Source organism: Kribbella shirazensis (assembly GCF_011761605.1).
Taxonomy (GTDB): Bacteria; Actinomycetota; Actinomycetes; order Propionibacteriales; family Kribbellaceae; genus Kribbella; species Kribbella shirazensis.
Map to the genome: position 1 here is coordinate 6,351,848 of NZ_JAASRO010000001.1, position 15,626 is coordinate 6,367,473.

The 15,626-nt window shown below is 69.3% G+C and carries 16 protein-coding genes; 3 read left to right on the top strand and 13 right to left on the bottom strand.

Annotated features, from left to right (window positions below; all coding sequences use genetic code 11):
• Positions 1 to 41: 41 nt before the first annotated feature.
• Both nusA and rimP read right to left on the bottom strand, forming a co-directional pair.
• Positions 42 to 1,034 (bottom strand): transcription termination factor NusA, encoded by a 993-nt coding sequence (gene nusA, locus BJY22_RS30595; RefSeq protein WP_167213596.1) that lies wholly within the window; start codon positions 1,032 to 1,034, stop codon positions 42 to 44.
• Between the two features lies 1 nt (position 1,035).
• Entirely contained in the window at positions 1,036 to 1,566 is a 531-nt protein-coding gene (rimP, locus tag BJY22_RS30600) for a ribosome maturation factor RimP (RefSeq protein WP_167213599.1), read from the bottom strand.
• A 152-nt stretch (positions 1,567 to 1,718) separates the two neighbouring features.
• Here rimP and BJY22_RS30605 point away from each other — a divergent pair, with 152 nt between their 5' ends.
• Entirely contained in the window at positions 1,719 to 2,294 is a 576-nt protein-coding gene (locus tag BJY22_RS30605) for a cell division protein FtsK (RefSeq protein WP_167213602.1), read from the top strand.
• Positions 2,291 to 2,704: a ferritin-like domain-containing protein gene (locus BJY22_RS30610; protein ID WP_167213605.1), complete on the top strand. Its 414-nt coding sequence runs from the start codon at positions 2,291 to 2,293 to the stop codon at positions 2,702 to 2,704. Before BJY22_RS30605 ends, BJY22_RS30610 begins: the two co-directional genes overlap by 4 nt.
• A gap of 7 nt (positions 2,705 to 2,711) precedes the next feature.
• Here BJY22_RS30610 and BJY22_RS30615 read toward each other — a convergent pair whose 3' ends face one another.
• The 11 genes from BJY22_RS30615 to hisD form a co-directional block, all read right to left on the bottom strand.
• Positions 2,712 to 4,112, bottom strand: a complete 1,401-nt coding sequence (locus BJY22_RS30615; RefSeq protein WP_337759500.1) for an alkaline phosphatase PhoX — start codon at positions 4,110 to 4,112, stop codon at positions 2,712 to 2,714.
• Positions 4,113 to 4,254: 142 nt separating this feature from the next.
• Positions 4,255 to 5,556, bottom strand: coding sequence for an ABC transporter substrate-binding protein (locus BJY22_RS30620; protein WP_167213612.1), 1,302 nt, complete (start codon positions 5,554 to 5,556; stop codon positions 4,255 to 4,257).
• A 10-nt stretch (positions 5,557 to 5,566) separates the two neighbouring features.
• The gene (locus BJY22_RS30625) at positions 5,567 to 6,670 is read right to left on the bottom strand and encodes a branched-chain amino acid ABC transporter permease (protein WP_167213614.1); all 1,104 of its coding nucleotides are present in this window, start codon (positions 6,668 to 6,670) and stop codon (positions 5,567 to 5,569) included.
• Positions 6,667 to 7,554: an ABC transporter permease subunit gene (locus BJY22_RS30630; protein ID WP_167213617.1), complete on the bottom strand. Its 888-nt coding sequence runs from the start codon at positions 7,552 to 7,554 to the stop codon at positions 6,667 to 6,669. The genes BJY22_RS30625 and BJY22_RS30630 overlap by 4 nt, the downstream gene beginning before the upstream one ends.
• The gene (locus BJY22_RS30635; protein ID WP_167213620.1) at positions 7,551 to 9,383 is read right to left on the bottom strand and encodes an AMP-dependent synthetase/ligase; all 1,833 of its coding nucleotides are present in this window, start codon (positions 9,381 to 9,383) and stop codon (positions 7,551 to 7,553) included. Before BJY22_RS30635 ends, BJY22_RS30630 begins: the two co-directional genes overlap by 4 nt.
• A complete protein-coding gene (locus BJY22_RS30640; RefSeq protein ID WP_238350504.1) occupies positions 9,380 to 10,204 on the bottom strand; it encodes an ABC transporter ATP-binding protein in 825 nt (274 codons plus the stop codon). Before BJY22_RS30640 ends, BJY22_RS30635 begins: the two co-directional genes overlap by 4 nt.
• Complete coding sequence (locus BJY22_RS30645; RefSeq protein ID WP_167213623.1) at positions 10,201 to 10,986, bottom strand: ATP-binding cassette domain-containing protein; 786 nt, start codon at positions 10,984 to 10,986, stop codon at positions 10,201 to 10,203. The genes BJY22_RS30640 and BJY22_RS30645 overlap by 4 nt, the downstream gene beginning before the upstream one ends.
• A 156-nt stretch (positions 10,987 to 11,142) precedes the next feature.
• Positions 11,143 to 11,784 carry an imidazole glycerol phosphate synthase subunit HisH gene (hisH, locus tag BJY22_RS30650; RefSeq protein ID WP_167213626.1) on the bottom strand — a complete coding sequence of 214 codons (642 nt, stop codon included), beginning with the start codon at positions 11,782 to 11,784 and terminating at the stop codon, positions 11,143 to 11,145.
• Positions 11,785 to 11,794: 10 nt separating this feature from the next.
• Positions 11,795 to 12,394, bottom strand: a complete 600-nt coding sequence (gene hisB / locus BJY22_RS30655; RefSeq protein ID WP_167213628.1) for an imidazoleglycerol-phosphate dehydratase HisB — start codon at positions 12,392 to 12,394, stop codon at positions 11,795 to 11,797.
• Entirely contained in the window at positions 12,391 to 13,509 is a 1,119-nt protein-coding gene (locus BJY22_RS30660) for a histidinol-phosphate transaminase (protein ID WP_167213631.1), read from the bottom strand. The genes hisB and BJY22_RS30660 overlap by 4 nt, the downstream gene beginning before the upstream one ends.
• Entirely contained in the window at positions 13,509 to 14,834 is a 1,326-nt protein-coding gene (gene hisD / locus BJY22_RS30665) for a histidinol dehydrogenase (RefSeq protein ID WP_167213633.1), read from the bottom strand. Before hisD ends, BJY22_RS30660 begins: the two co-directional genes overlap by 1 nt.
• 101 nt (positions 14,835 to 14,935) lie before the next feature.
• Between hisD and BJY22_RS30670 the strand changes: the two genes are divergently transcribed.
• Positions 14,936 to 15,607, top strand: a complete 672-nt coding sequence (locus BJY22_RS30670) for an LON peptidase substrate-binding domain-containing protein (protein WP_167213636.1) — start codon at positions 14,936 to 14,938, stop codon at positions 15,605 to 15,607.
• Positions 15,608 to 15,626: the final 19 nt, after the last annotated feature.

Below are 15,626 nucleotides of genomic sequence, written 5' to 3' on the forward strand. Positions count from 1 at the left end.
TCCTCAGGGTGTGGTTGCGACTCAGTCGACCGACCGAGACATCAGTCTACCTTCTCGCTCCCACCAGTCACATCGGTATCCGGGCGGATGTCGATGCGCCAGCCGGTGAGCCGGGCGGCGAGGCGGGCGTTCTGCCCCTCCTTGCCGATCGCGAGCGAGAGCTGGTAGTCGGGTACGACGACGCGCGCCGCGCGGGCCGCGGCGTCCACCACCTCGACAGACGTAACCTGCGCCGGGGACAGCGCATTCCCGACGAACGTCGCCGGATCGTCGCTGTGGTCGATGATGTCGATCTTCTCGCCGTGCAGCTCGTGCATGATGTTGCGCACCCGCTGACCCATCGGCCCGATGCAGGCACCCTTGCCGTTCACCGACGGGTTCAGGGTCCGGACCGCGATCTTCGTCCGGTGCCCCGCCTCGCGGGCGATCGCGGTGATCTCGACGGTGCCGTCGGCGATCTCCGGGACCTCGAGCGCGAACAGCTTCTTCACCAGGTTCGGGTGTGTCCGGCTGACCGTGATCTGCGGGCCCTTGAAGCCCTTCCGGACGCCGACGACGTACACCCGCAGCCGGGATCCGTGATCGTACTTCTCCCCCGGCACCTGCTCCGGCGCCGGCAGCACGGCCTCGATCTTGCCGAGGTCGACCATCACCGACCGCGGGTCGCGGCCCTGCTGGACGACACCGGAGACGATGTCGCCCTCCTTGCCGGAGAACTCGCCGTACCGCACCTCGTCCTCGGCGTCGCGCAGCCGCTGCAGGATGATCTGCTTGGCCGTGGTGGCCGCGATCCGGCCGAAGTCGGCCGGGGTGTCGTCGTACTCGCGGGCGACCGTACCGTCCTCGGCCAGTTCGCGGGCGAAGACGGTCACGTGCCCGGTCTTGCGGTCCAGCTCGGCGCGGGCGTGCTGCTGCGCGCCCTCGGTGCGGTGGTACGCGACCAGCAGCGCCTGCTCGATCGCCTCGACGACCACGTCCAGGGAGATGTCCTTCTCCCGTTCCAGTGACCGCAGCACGGCCATGTCGATGTCCATGTCAGTTCTCCTCCACCGTGCCGTCGGCAGGTGTTTCTCGTTCGTCGTTGCCGGCAGCCCGGTTGAACTCGATCTGGACCTTGGCCTTGGCCACGTCGGCGTACGCGACGCTCTGCCGCTTGCCGTCGACGTCCAGTTCGGCCGCCTCGTCGGAGGCGGACTTGATCCGGCCGGTCAGCTTGCCGCCCGCGGTCAGGGTGACCGCGACGAGCCGGCCGGTGTTGCGGCGCCAGTGCCGGGGCAGGGTGAGCGGGCGGTCCACGCCGGGGCTCGAAACCTCCAGCGTGTACGCGCCCTCGCCCATGATGTCGTCGGCGTCGAGTGCCTTCGAGATGGCGCGGGTGACCTCGGCGACGTCGTCCAGGCTGACGCCGCCGTCGCGGTCGACGAGGACGCGCAGCAACCGGCGGCGGCCGGCCGGCGCGATGTCCGCGGCCTCCAGATCGCAACCGAACTGCTCGACGATCGGCCGCAGGAAGTTCTCGAGGCTCGTGGTGTCCGTGTGGCCCGTGGGATTCGGCTTTCGGCTCACAGGTTGACCTGCCTCTCTCTCCAGTTGTGCACCCGTTGCGCCCCGGCGGTCCGGCCGAGGGCAGTAGCCCACCCTATCCGGCCGGGTCGGGGATCCATGTCACCGACTCGTCCCGGGCCGGTCGCGAACGCTCCACCAGGTATCGTTCGCGCGTGCCCGAACGTCTCCAGGATCGACCCGCGCCGAGCCGTCGCGCCGTCGTCGTGACCGTCGCCCTCGCGCCCGCCGCGGTCGCGCTGACCGGCTGCAACGACAACCCGGCCGCCGACGCCGGTACGTCGGGAACGCGCAGCCCCGGAGGTACCGCGTCGTCCTCGCCGGGGGTGGTCGAGGAGACGCCGGCCGTCGACCCGGCTGTCGTCGCGGCCCTCAGTGCGGCAGCGACCCAGGTGAGTCAATTGTCCCAGCTCTACGCAAGCACGATCCGGAAGTTCCCCACGCGCCGCGGCGCGCTCGCGGCGGGAGCGAAGTACCACGTCAGCCACCTGGCCAAGCTCAAGGAGACCCCAGGTGTGGCCGCGGCCCCGGTGGCCAAGGCCGCGGTCCCGGCGCAGCCCCATACCGCGCAGTTCGCGATCGCCGAGCAGGAGGAGGCTGCGGCCGCGGCCCACGCCGCAGCAGCGGCCAAGCTGTCCGGTGCCCCGGCCCGCCTGCTCGCCGAGATCGCCGCCGCCGAAACCCAGCTGGCCTCGACACTGGGCCCCAAACTGGCGAAGCCGCAAGCATGAACCAGGTCGAAGCACTGCAGGCCGCGCTCGCGGGCGAGCACGCCGCGCTGTACGGCGTCGGCGTCGCCGGCGGGAAGCTCAGCGGGACGAAGTTCCGCCAGGCGACCGCGCTGTTCGAAGCGCACCGGACCAACCGCGACCGCCTGAGCGCGCTGATCGTCGCCGCCGGCAAGACGCCGGTCGCGGCCGAGCCGGCGTACGACCTCCCGCGTGCGGTCGTCAACAGCGCCACCGCGGCGGCGCTGGTGCTGGTGATCGAGCTCCGGATCGCGGCGGTGTACGGCGACCTCGTCGAGGCCGCCGAACAACCCGCCGTCCGATCCTTCGCGATCGAGGCACTGCTCGCCGCCGCGGGCAACCAGCTCGTCTGGGGCGGCGCCCCGATCGCCTTCCCCGGCGCGACTCCCTGAGACCCGGTCAGCGCCGGCGGCGCCAGGGCCCGGTGATCGCGTACGTGATGCCGGGGCTGTAGACGTTGAAGAACATCGTGCGGCCGTCGGCGGAGAAGCCCGCGCCGGCCAGTTCGCCGTACGCCGGATCCTCCGGGGTGCCGGTGTTGACCCGGTTGCGGGCGAACTTGAAGACCTCGCCGTCCTCGGTGGTGCCGAGGATGTGCTGCTCCCCCAGCCCGTCCTCACACATCATCAGCCCGCCGTACGGCGACATCGTGATGTTGTCGGGGGCATCGAACTCCGGGTCGTCGGAGCCCGGCGTCGGGCGGGTGAAGATCACCATCAGCCGCAGCGTGCCCTTCCGCGGGTCGTACCGCCACACCTGGCCGTCGTGGTCGACCTTCGGGCCGAGCTCGGTCCGCGCGAACGACGACACGAAGTACACGCACCGGTCCAGCGCACCCCACCAGCAGCCCTCCAGCTTGTACCCGCCGGTGATCGGCTTGCCGTAGTCCTGCGCGCGGACCGACTGGGTCGTGGCGAGCGGGTCCGGGACCTTGATCCACTGCACCCCGTGGAACTCGGCGCCCGCCTCCTGGACGACGGACAGGTCCGGCAGGTCCGGGATGTACATCGCCTGCAGCTCGCCGCCGGCGCGCAGCGAACCCCAGCCGCCGCGCGGCCGGTTCGGCAGGAACCGGTAGAAGCCGCCGAGCGGCGCGACGAACGCGTCCTCGGTCTCGTACACGATCCCGGTCGCCGGATCGATCGCGACCGCCTCGTGCTGGAACCGGCCCATCGCGGTCAGCGGTACCGGGTTCGCGTTGCGCCGGTCGTCGTACGGGTCGACCTCGAAGATGAACCCGTGGTCCTTGGTGTAGCCGCGGGTGCCGGCCTTGTCCTCGGTCTCCTCGCAGGTCAGCCAGGTGCGCCACGGCGTGATTCCGCCGGAGCAGTTGATCGCGGAACCGCCGAGGCTCACGTACTCCTCGGTGGCCTGGTTGTCCCCGTTCACGACCACCGTGCTCGTGCCGCCGGCCGCGGCCGGGTCGTACGTGCGCTCAGGCGGCGCGACGACCTTGATCGTGGCGGTCGGGCTGCACTCGTGGTTGCGGACCAGCCGGTTGCCGCCGTCGCGGTCCGGGAAGGTCCCCATCCCGTCGAACCGGCTCGGGATCTTCAGCCCGTCCGGCCGGACGGTGCCCTCCCGGGACAGGACCTTGTAGCTGAACCCGTGCGGCAGGTCGAGCATGCCGTTCGGGTCCTCGATCAGTGGGCCGTAGCCGATCTTCGGGCCGGACGTACCGAGCGCGGGCTGGGCGGTGTACAGCGCCTCGACCGAGCCGGCGACGCTGACCGCGACACCGGCCGCGGCCGCTCGGGCGACGAATTGCCGCCGGGACAGGGGATTCTGTTCAACGGACACGGTGTGTGGCCTCCTCATGGGCGGAAAGGATCTGCCGGTCAACGATGAACGTACGGTGAACAACCGACGACGACAAGGCGAACCGCGCGCCGAGGTACCCGCGAATCCGAACGGACCCGCGGGTACCTCGATCTTCAAGTAACTACTGGTAACAGGGCTTGCTGAAGTCGTGCGCCTTGGCCGTCTTGCCGGTGAAGAAGTCCTTCTCGACCTTGACACCGGTCGGCGCCGACGGATCCACCTTGGAGATGATGCTGGCCCGGAACACGCGGTCGTTCGGCTCACCCGAGAACCGTCCGGCCTCAGCCGGCAGCATGCCCTCGTAGTCGACCGTCTCCAGCGACTTCACCGCGTTCAGCAGTCCTGCCCGGGTGAGGTCCTTCGAGTCGACCGCCTTCTGCAGCGCGGCCTTCAGCGGATACGACCAGACCCAGCCGGCCGTGTAGCCGTCGTTCGGGGCGGCCTTGAACGTCGCCTGGTCGATCGAGGAGGCGAGCGCCTTGTGCCCCGGTGTCTCCGCGCCGTACGGCGCCCACGGCCCGGACTGCCGGTAGAGCGCGGTCAGCGCCGGTGCGGCCGGGCTCTTCAGCAGGGCAGGGTTCCAGGTCGGGCTGGTGCCGATGAACGGGCTCTTGAAACCGTTCTGCGCGGCGCCGCCGACGATCGTCGCCGCCTCGGTCGGGCCGGTGGTCAGGATGACCAGATCGGGTTTGGCCTGCAGCAGTTTCTGGATCGCGGCGCCCTGGTTCTCCTGCCCGGGCGCGGTCGGGATGTCGGTGAACTTGAGCCCGTTGGCCTCGGCCGCGAGCTTCGTCCCGGCCGCTGCGTCGTCACCGTAGTCGCCCGGGAAGTGCACGGCGGCGACGCTCTTCGGTTTCAGCGTCTCGACCGCGAAGTCGACCGAGTTCATCGACTCGAAGCAGTAGTTCGTCCCGGACTCGAGGATGACGTCCTCGAACGCCCACGCCGACGTCCAGGACGCCGGCACCCCGATCATCCCGGTGGACTTCAGGTCGCCGAGGATCGCCGCGGTGGTCGGCGAGCCGAGTGTCTGGGCCAGCCCGAGTACGTCGGGCTTGATCTCGGCGTACACCTCGTTGTGGATCTGCGGGTTGTACTTGTTGTCCTTGGTGTACTTCGAGACGTCGACCTCGAAGGCCCCGATGCCGCCGGCCTCGTTGACCCGCTTCCAGAACGCCTTCTGGCTCTCGGTGATCGGCACCCCGAGCGCCTTGAACGGGCCCTCGGTGAGGTCCGAGATCGAGCCCAGGTAGATGCAGCCCTTGGCCGAGTCGACCGCCGACGGGCACGGCTCGGTCGTTACCCCGACGTCGAACTTGACTCCTGATGTGCCCTGCTGGGCTTCCGGGGCCTCGTTGCGGCACCCCGCGACCAACACCAGCGCCGCCACGACGGCGACGGCGATTCCCCTGTGCACGCTCATCGATACTCCTTCAGTGCGAGAACGGCCACGACTTCCAGTAGCTGCGGATCCTGATCCAGATCCCGAACAGTCCCCGTGGTTCGAAGATCAGGAAGCCGATGATCAACAGGCCGTAGAGGATCGTCTCGACCTGGAAGACCGTGATGCCCCCGGCGGTCGAACTCGCGCTGATGAACGGCAGCACGGCCGGGAGTTCGCGGGTGATCCGCGGCAGCAGAGTGATGAACAGCGCGCCGAGTACCGATCCGGAGATCGTCGCGACACCGCCGATCAGCACCATCGCGATGTACTGCACCGACATGCCGAGGTTGAACGACCCCGGCTCGACGAAGCCGATCATCACGTACAGCAGTGCGCCCGCGACGCCGGCGTAGAACGACGACACCGCGAACGCGATCATCTTGTACCGGGTCACATCGACCCCGATCACCTCGGCGGCCAGGTCCCGGTCCCGTACGGCGGCCAGCGCCCGGCCGGTCCTCGAACGCACCAGGTTCCGGGCCAGGACGCCGAAGATCACCAGCAGCACCAGCATCAGCAGGTAGAGCTTCTGCGCCTTCGTGAACATCGCCCCGTCGACCGCGAACTGGAACCCGAACAACTCCGGTACCGCGGCCGGGCGCCCGACACCGACGCCACCGGTCAGCTCCCGCCAGTGCTTGAAGATGTGCTCCCCGATGAACACCAGCCCGAGCGTCACCACGGCCAGGTACAACCCCCGCAAACGAGCCGCCAGCGGCGCGACGATCAGCCCGGCCAATCCCGCGACCAGCCCGGCCGCCAGCAACCAGATCGGCAGCGAGGTGATCCCGAAACCGATCAGCCGGGTGCTGTCCGGGTCGCCCGACAACGCCGCCGCGGTGTACGCGCCGATGGCCAGGAAGAACGCGTGCCCGAGCGACACCTGACCGCCGTACCCGGTGACGATGTTCAGCCCGATCGCCCCGATCGACGCGGCACACGCCGTCGCCAGTACGACGAGGATGTCGTCGGTCAGCAGGAACGGCAACGTCACCGCGACCACCGCGAGCACCAGCGTCCACGCGCGTTTCGCCGAGGTGTTGAGCAGCGCCATGTCCTGCTTGTACGACAGGTAGAGCAAGGGCCGACTCATATCCGCTCCACCTCTCTGGTGCCGAACAGGCCGTACGGTCTGACCAGCAGGACGAGCAGCATCAGCAGGTACGGCACGACCAGGAAGAAGTCGCCGCCGAACACCGGATGGAGGTTGTCGCCGTAGCTGCCGACGAGTGCCTCCACGATGCCGATCGAGAGACCCGCGACCACCGCTCCGCCGAGCGAATCGAGGCCGCCGAGGATGATCACCGGCAACGCCTTCAGCGCCGTCAGCCACAGGTTCTGTTCGAGTCCGATGCCGGTCGACAGGAAGACCCCGGCCAGCCCGGCGAGGGCGGCCGCGAGCGCCCAGGAGAGCGAGAACACCCGGCCGACCGACACACCCTGCGCGAGTGCGACCTCCTGGTCCGACGACGCGGCGCGCATCGCCAGACCGGTCCGCGACCAGCGGTAGAACGCGAACAGCGCGGCCACCACGATCAGGGTCGTGACCAGTGTGGCCAGGTGCCGCTGGTCGATCTTCGCCCCGAGTACGTCGACCTGCTTGAGCCCCCAGGGATCACCCATCTGGCGGATGTCGAGGCCGATGAACGCGTTCACCACCGTACGGATCACGATGTCGACGCCGAGCGTGATGATCGCGATCACGAACACCGGCTTGCCGATCATCGGCCGCAGCGCCAGGCGTTCCACGCCGGCGCCGAGCAGCGCGGTGAGCAGCAGCGCGACCAGGACGGCGAGGAAGAAGTTCATCGACATCACGAGGTAGCCGACCAGCAGCGCGCCGGCCATCATGAACGCCGGCTGGGCGAAACTGATCACCCGCATGGACTTGTAGACGATCACGAAGCCGAGCGCCAGCAGGGCGTAGATCGACCCGTTGCCGAGACCGCGGACGACCGTGGCGACGAACTCGGTCACCTGACACCTCCGGCGTACATCGAGTCGACCAGTCCGGCGAACGTGTCCGCGACCGCCTTGCGCTTCACCTTCTGGGTCGCGGTGAGCTCACCGTCCTCGTGGTCCAGCAGCTTCGGCAGCAGCCGGAACGACCGCACCTGCTCCACGGTGGCGAACCGCGTGTTGACCTCGTCCACGACCCCTTGGACCAGCGCGACGACCTCGGGTTTCGCGGACAGGTCGCCGTACGTCGTGTACGGCAGCCGGCGCAGCTGCGCCCAGTGACCGACGGTGTCCGGCTCGATCCCGATCAGGGCGGTCAGGAACTTGCGCCGGTCGCCGATCACGACCGCTTCCTTGATGTACGGCGACGCCTTGAGCGCGTTCTCGATCTCCGACGGGGCGACGTTCTTGCCGCCCGCGGTGATGATGATGTCCTTCATCCGGTCGGTGATCCGCAGGTGCGTGCCGTCGACCCACTCCCCCACGTCACCGGTGTGCAGCCAGCCGTCCGCGTCGAGCACCTTCGCGGTCGACTCGGGGTCCTGCCAGTAGCCGGCGAAGGTGCCGGCATGCCGGGTGAGGATCTCGCCGGTGGTCTCGTCGATCTTCACCTCGACGCCCTCGTGCGCCTCACCGACGGTGCCGACCTTGACCCGGCCCGGCCGGTTCGCCGTCGCCACGGCGGTGTTCTCGGTCATGCCGTAGACCTCGTGCATCGGCAGACCGAGACCCATGAAGAACCGCAGGACTTCCGGCGCGATCGGCGCGGCGCCGGAGGCGGCGTACCGGACCTTGCGCAGACCGACTCGGTCCTTCAGCGCGCGGTAGCAGAACAGCCAGCCGATCGCGTAGACCGCTCTGGACGCAGGGGTATGGCGTCCGCCGTTCGCCGCGAGGACGCCGCCGATCCAGTCCGCGCGGCGCAACCAGTAGCCGCCGACCACGCGTTTGACGGGATCCGCGGACTCGATCCGGATCTGGACACCCGCCGCGATCTTCTCCCAGATCCGCGGGACGCCGAACAGGACGGTCGGCTGGACCTCGTGCAGATTGGCCGCGACGGTCTCGATCGACTCGGCGAAGTGCACACAGACACCCGCACCGGCGCCGAACCAGCCGCTGAAGATCCGCTCGGCCACGTGACACAAGGGCAGGTAGGACAGCACGCTGTCGCGCGGTGAAGGCGGAGGTGCAGTGAAGCCGCCCCGCTCGACCAGCTCGTGGATGGCGAAGTCGACGTTCGCGGCGGTCAGCATCACGCCCTTCGGCGGTCCGGTCGTACCGGAGGTGTAGATCAGTGTCACCACGTCGTCGGACCGGCCCGCTGCCATGCGTTGCGTGACGGCGTCCGGGTTCGCGTCGCGGTGCTTGTGGCCGATGGCAAGGAAGTCGGGCCAGGCGATCAGCCGCGGGTCGTCGTACCGGTGCCGGATGCCGCGTGGTTCGACGTACACGATGTGCTCGAGGTCGGGCAGGTCGTCGATCGCGAGGGCCTTGTCGACCTGCTCCTGGTCCTCGGCGATCAGCACCTTCGCGCCGGAGTGGCGCAACAGGTAGCCGACCTCGGCGACCGGGTTGGTCGGGTACAGGCCGACGGTGGCGGCGCGGACGGCGACCGTGCCGACGTCGGTGTAGAGCCACTCGCGGCGGTTCTCAGAGTGGATCGCCACCCGGTCACCCGGCTCGATGCCGAGGGCAAGCAAGGCGTGGCCGACGAGCGCGGCGGTGTCCCAGTACTGCTCCCAGCTGACCTGCTGCCAGATGCCCAGATCCTTTTCCCGCAAGGCGATCACGTCCGGCGTCGTCTGCGCCCTGGCCCGGATCCGGGTGGCGATGGTGGCCGTCATGACCGCTCCACCTGGTGTTCCTCGCCGAGATAGGCGCGGACGACCTCGGGATCGGTCGCGACCTCGTTCGGCGTGCCGGTGCGGATCGGCCGGCCGAAGTCCATCACCATGATCCGGTCGGCCAGGTCCATCACCAGACCCATGTCGTGCTCCACCATGACGATCGGCAGCCCGAGCTCGTCGCGGATGTCGAGGATGAACCGGGCCATGTCCTCGGTCTCCTCCAGGTTCATCCCGGCGACCGGCTCGTCCAGCAGCAACAGCTTCGGCTCCGACGCGAGGGCCCGGCCGAGCTCGACCCGCTTCTGTACGCCGTACGGGAGCAGGCCGACCGGGAGCCGCCGCCACTGCGCGAGCTCCAGGAAGTCGACGATCTCCTCGACGGCGTTGCGGTTCGCCAGCTCGTTGCGGCGGGCCTTGCCGAGCCACGCGAACGCGGCGAGCACGCCGTACGGATGATGGTGGTGCCGGCCGAGCATCAGGTTGTCGATCACCGTCAGGTTCGAGAACAGCTCGATGTTCTGGAAGGTGCGGGCGATGCCGAGCCGGGCGATGGCGTGCGGGCGGCGGCCGATCAGGTCCTGGTCACCGAACCGGACGGTGCCACGCTGTGGCCGGTAGACACCGGAGAGCACGTTGAAGATCGACGTCTTGCCGGCGCCGTTCGGTCCGATCACGGCGAACAGCTCACCCGGGTCGACGGTGAAACTCACGCCGTTCAGCGCCGTCACCCCGGCGAAGGTGAGAACGACATCCTCGAAGCTCAGCACAGGCGTCGGCTCCTGCACGCCCTCGCTCTGCCGCATTTCTGTCGCCGTCATGACAGCCACCGCTTCCGGCGGCGGTAGTGCTTGACGTCGCGGAACGACTTCGCCGTACCCTCCGCGCCGAGACCGAGGTAGAACTCGCGCACGTCGCCGTCCGCGAGCAGGTCCGCGGCGGGCTTGTCCATCACCATCGCACCGTTCTCCAGCACGTAGCCGTGCTCGGCGATCGACAACGCCATCGCCGCGTTCTGCTCGACCAGCAGAACCGTCGTCCCCTGCTGGTTGATCTGCACGATCACGTCCCGGATCTGGCGGACGACCAACGGCGCCAGGCCGAGGCTCGGCTCGTCCAGCAGCAGGTACTTCGGGTCGGACATCAAGGCTCGGCCGATCGCGAGCATCTGCTGCTCGCCGCCGGACAGGTAGCCGGCCAACGTCCGGCGCCGGTCGGCCAGGACCGGGAACAGATCGTAGGTCCGGTCCAGGTTCCGCCGGATCGACCGCGGGCTGACGTGACCGCCGATCCGGAGGTTCTCCTCGACGGTCAGGTCGGCCAGGATCCGCCGGCCCTCCATCACCTGTTTGACACCCAGGGCAGCGATCCGGCTGGCGCCGTACGTGTGGATCGGCTCACCGTCGAGCGTGATCGAGCCGCGCCGGACCTCGCCGTCGTGCACGTCGAGCAGGCCTGACAGCGCGCGCAGCAGTGTCGACTTGCCGGCCCCGTTCGCCCCCAGCAGGGCAACGATCCGCCCCTGCGGGACCTCGAGACCGACACCCCGCAGCACCAGCATCACATCGTCGTAGACGACCTCGAGGTTTCTCGCCGCCAGCACCCGGCCTCCCGGATCCCCGAAGTTCCCCAACCAACGTCTTGGCGAGTGAGTGTGACAGCAGAACTGACGAGTAGGAAGTCTTCGCAGCCCGGAGATCGGACACCGCACCCCAACCGTGACCGATAGTCAGGAGTGAAACCAGTTACACAACTGGTATTACAACGAGCGAACCCAGTTCTCGAGCAGGGTCGCACCGGCGTCGCCGGACTTCTCCGGGTGGAACTGGGTGGCCGAGAGCGGCCCGTTCTCGACCGCGGCGACGAACTGGTCACCGCCGTACGTCGTCCACGTGACGAGCGGCGTGACGGACTCGCGGGTGTCGGTCAACTCCCAGGTGCGAACGCCGTACGAATGCACGAAGTAGAACCGCTCCTTCTCGAGGCCGTCGAACAGCGTGCTGCCGGCCGGTACGTCGACCGTGTTCCAGCCCATGTGCGGGACCGGCTCACCCTCCGTGGGCTGCAGCCGCTCGACCGTCCCGGGCCACTGGTCGCAGCCTTCCGTCTCGACATCGTGCTCGATGCCACGCGCGAACAGGATCTGCATACCGACACAGATCCCGAGCACCGGACGGCCGCCGGTCAGCCGGCGATCGACCGCGACGTCGCCGCGGACCGCCTTCAGCCCGGTCATGCAGGCCTCGAAGGCGCCGACGCCCGGCACGAGCAGGCCGTCGGCGTTACAGGCCTGGTCGAAGTCCGCGGTCACCGTGACGTCCGCGCCGACGCGCTGCAGGGCGCGCTCCCCCGACCGGATGTTGCCCGAGCCGTAGTCCAGCAGCACGACCTTCTTGCTCACAGTGCCGACCTCACAGCGCGCCCTTCGTGGACGGGATCCCCGGCTGTCGCGGATCCAGCTCGGCGGCTGCTCGCAGCGCCCGGGCGAAGGCCTTGAACTGCGCCTCGACGATGTGGTGCGGGTCGCGGCCGGACAGCACCCGGATGTGGATGCAGATCGCGGCGTTGAACGCGAGCGTCTCGAACACGTGCTGGGTCAGCGAGCCGGCGTAGTCGCCGCCGATGATCGCGTAGACCTGTCCCTCCGGCTCGCCGGTGTGCACGCAGTACGGACGCCCGGACAGGTCGACCGTGCAGTGCACCAGGGCTTCGTCGAGCGGCACGGTCGCGTCGCCGAACCGGCGGATGCCGCGCTTGTCGCCGAGCGCCTCGCGCAGCGCCTGGCCGATGCCGATGGCGGTGTCCTCGACCGTGTGGTGGGCGTCGATCTCGAGGTCGCCGACCGTGTTCACGTGCAGGTCGAGCAGCGCGTGCTTGGCCAGCGCGTTGAGCATGTGGTCGTAGAACCCGACACCCGTCGAGATGTCGGCCCGGCCCTCGCCGTCGACATTCAGCTCGACGAGAACCTTGGACTCACTGGTCTCCCGATCGATCCGGGCAGTGCGCGTCATGTCAACCTTCCTGCGTCAGTCTTGAGAACACGCTCCAAAGAAGCGCGGAACGCGGCCATCTCCTCGCCGGTGCCGATCGAGACCCGGAGCCAGCCGGCCGGGCCGGTCTCGCGGATCAGTACGCCGTCGTCCAGCAATGCCTGCCAGACCGCGTGCCGGTCCGCGAACGTGCCGAAAAGGACGAAGTTCGCGTCCGAGTCGACCGCGCGCAGTCCCTGCGCTCTGAGCCAGTCGACCGTCTCGTCGCGCTCGACGCGCAGCTGCTCGACCCGGCCGAGCAGCTCGTCCGCGTGCCGCAGCGCGGCCCGCGCGGTCGCCTGGGTCACCGCGGACAGGTGGTACGGCAGCCGGACGATCCGCAGCGCGTCCACGAACTGCTTGCTCGCGGCAAGGTATCCGACCCGCCCGCCGGCCATCGCGAACGCCTTCGACATCGTCCGCGCGACCGCGAGATTCGGGTACGACGGCAGCAGCGTCACCGCACTGGGCGTCCCGGCCCGGCGGAACTCGGCGTACGCCTCGTCGACCACCACGACGGCGCCCTGCTCGCCGGCCTGGGCGACGATCGCCTCGGTCACGTCGATCGGCAGCGCCGTACCGGTCGGGTTGTTCGGCGAAGCGAGCAGCACGACCGACGGCCGGTGCCGGGAGATCGCCGCGATCGCCTTGCTCTGGTCGAGGGTGAAGTCCTCGGCGCGGCGGCCGGTGACCCAGGCCGTGTTGGTGTCCCGCGCGTACTCCGGATACATCGAGTACGTCGGGGCGAACGACAGCGCCGTACGACCCGGGCCGCCGAACGCCTGCAGGATGTGCAGCATGACCTCGTTGGACCCGTTGGCCGCCCAGACCTGCTCGGGCGCCAGGTGCGCGCCGGACTCCCGGGCCAGGTACGCCGCGAGGTCCGCGCGGAGGTCGAGGAACTCGCGGTCCGGGTAGCGGTTCATGCCGCGGGCCGCGACCGAGACGGCGGTGGCGATGTCCGCGACCGCTTCCTCGCTCGGGGGGTACGGGTTCTCGTTGACGTTCAGCAGGACCGGGACGTCGAGCTGCGGGGCGCCGTACGGCTCGAAGCTCTTCAGCTCCTCGCGGATCGGCAGCCCGTCGAAGCGCGCCATCACCGCTCCCCTGGGAAACGCGCGGCGACGGCGGCGCCGTGCGCCGGGAGGTCCTCGGCGTCGGCCAGCGCGAGCACGTGTCCTGCGACGTCGTGGAGCGCGTCGCGGGAGTAGTTCACGACGTGCACCGCCTTCAGGAAGCTGCGCACCGACAGGCCGGACGAGTGGCACGCGCAGCCGGCCGTCGGCAGGACGTGGTTGGAGCCGGCGCAGTAGTCGCCGAGGGAGACCGGCGACCAGCTGCCGACGAAGATCGCGCCGGCGTTGGTGATCAGCCCGGCGCGCTCCTCGGCGTCGACGGTCTGGATCTCCAGGTGCTCGGCGGCGTACGCGTCCACGACGGCCGTGCCCTGGTCGAGGTCGTCGACCAGCACGACGGCGGACTGCTGACCCTTCAGAGCTTCCGTCACCCGGTCCTGGTGTTTGGTCTTCGCGACCTGGACCGGCAGCTCGGCCTCGACCTTTTCTGCCAGGCTCTCGCTGGGTGTGACGAGCACGCTGGCCGCCATCGGGTCGTGCTCGGCCTGGCTGATCAGGTCGGCGGCGACGTGCTCCGGGTCGGCGGTGTCGTCGGCGAGGATCGCGATCTCGGTCGGGCCGGCCTCGGAGTCGATACCGACCTCACCCAGCAGGTTGCGCTTGGCCGCGACGACGTAGATGTTGCCGGGACCCGTGATCAGGTTGACCTTCCGGCAGCCGTCGAAGCCGTACGCGAAACCGGCGATCGCCTGCGCGCCGCCCATCGCGTACACCTCGTCGATGCCGAGCAGCGCGCAGACCGCGAGCACCGTCGGGTGCGGCAGGCCGCCGAACTCCTTCTGTGGCGGGGATGCGACGGCCAGCGACGGCACACCGGCGACCTGAGCCGGGACGACGTTCATCACCACGGAGGACGCGAGCGGCGCACGGCCGCCCGGAACGTAGAGGCCCACGCGCTGGACCGGGACGAATCGCTGAGTCACCCGGCCGCCTGGTGCGGGCTCGGAGGCGACGTCGGCGGTGAGCTCGTCCTGGCTGACCTCGCGGACGCGGCGGATCGACTCCTCGAAGGCGCTGCGCACCGTCGGGTCGAGCTCCTCGAGCGCGGTCTTCAGCGCCTCGGCCGGGACCCGGATGTCCTCGACGCGCACATGGTCGAACTTCTCGCCGTACTCCCTGATCGCCTCGAGGCCGCGATGGCGGACGTCCAGGCAGATCGGTCGGACGACGTCGAGGGCCTTCTCGACGTCGAACACGGCTCGGGGGACGAGGGCGTTCACTTCGGCTTGGAGGTCGGTCACCTCTCCGGCCGCCACTCGGCCCCGCAGGTCGACGCGGCGAATCATGGTGTCAGTCTAGTGGTCACCCGCCGCGGCCCCGACCGCGTATCCACACCTCGGCCGGTCACCAGGCGTGACCGTAGGTGTCTTCCACTACGCTCGTCGGCATGGACTCCCGCCTGCCGTTGCTCACTGTCGACACGGTGATCTTTCCCGGGCTGGTGCTCCCGATTCCGGTGAACGACGTCCAGGGCCGGGCCGTGGTCCGCGACCTGGTCGAGAACGGCGGCGAACTGGTCTGCGGCGCGCTCGCGGTCCGGGACGGGTACGAGCTCGGCGAGCGGGTGTTCCGGTCGCTGTACGGGACCGGCTGTGCGGCGACGATCTCCGAGATCACGCTGGACGCCGACGACGAGGGACCGATCGAGGTCACCCTGACCGGGAACCGCCGGTTCAAGGTGACCGAGCTGGACGGTACCGGCGACTACCTGGTCGGTGACGTCGAGTGGCTGCCCGACGACCTCGGCGAGGACCCGTTGGGTACGGCGACGATCGCGCTCGAGCGTTTCCGCCGGTACGCCGAAGCGGTCAGCGAAATCAGCCGCCCCGGCCTCCACCTCGGCGACCTCCCCGACGACCCCGGCACGCTGTCGTACCTGATGTCCGCCGCCATGAAACTCATGACCCCCGACCGCCAGAAACTCCTCGAGGCCCCGGACGCCACCACCCGCCTGGTCCAACTGGTAGGCCTCCTCGACAGCGAACTCTCCGCCATCACCGCCCTCCCCTCCCTCCCCGCCACCGACCTCATCACCTGGTCCACCCTCTCCCCCAACTGACGCGCTACCGATGTGAATC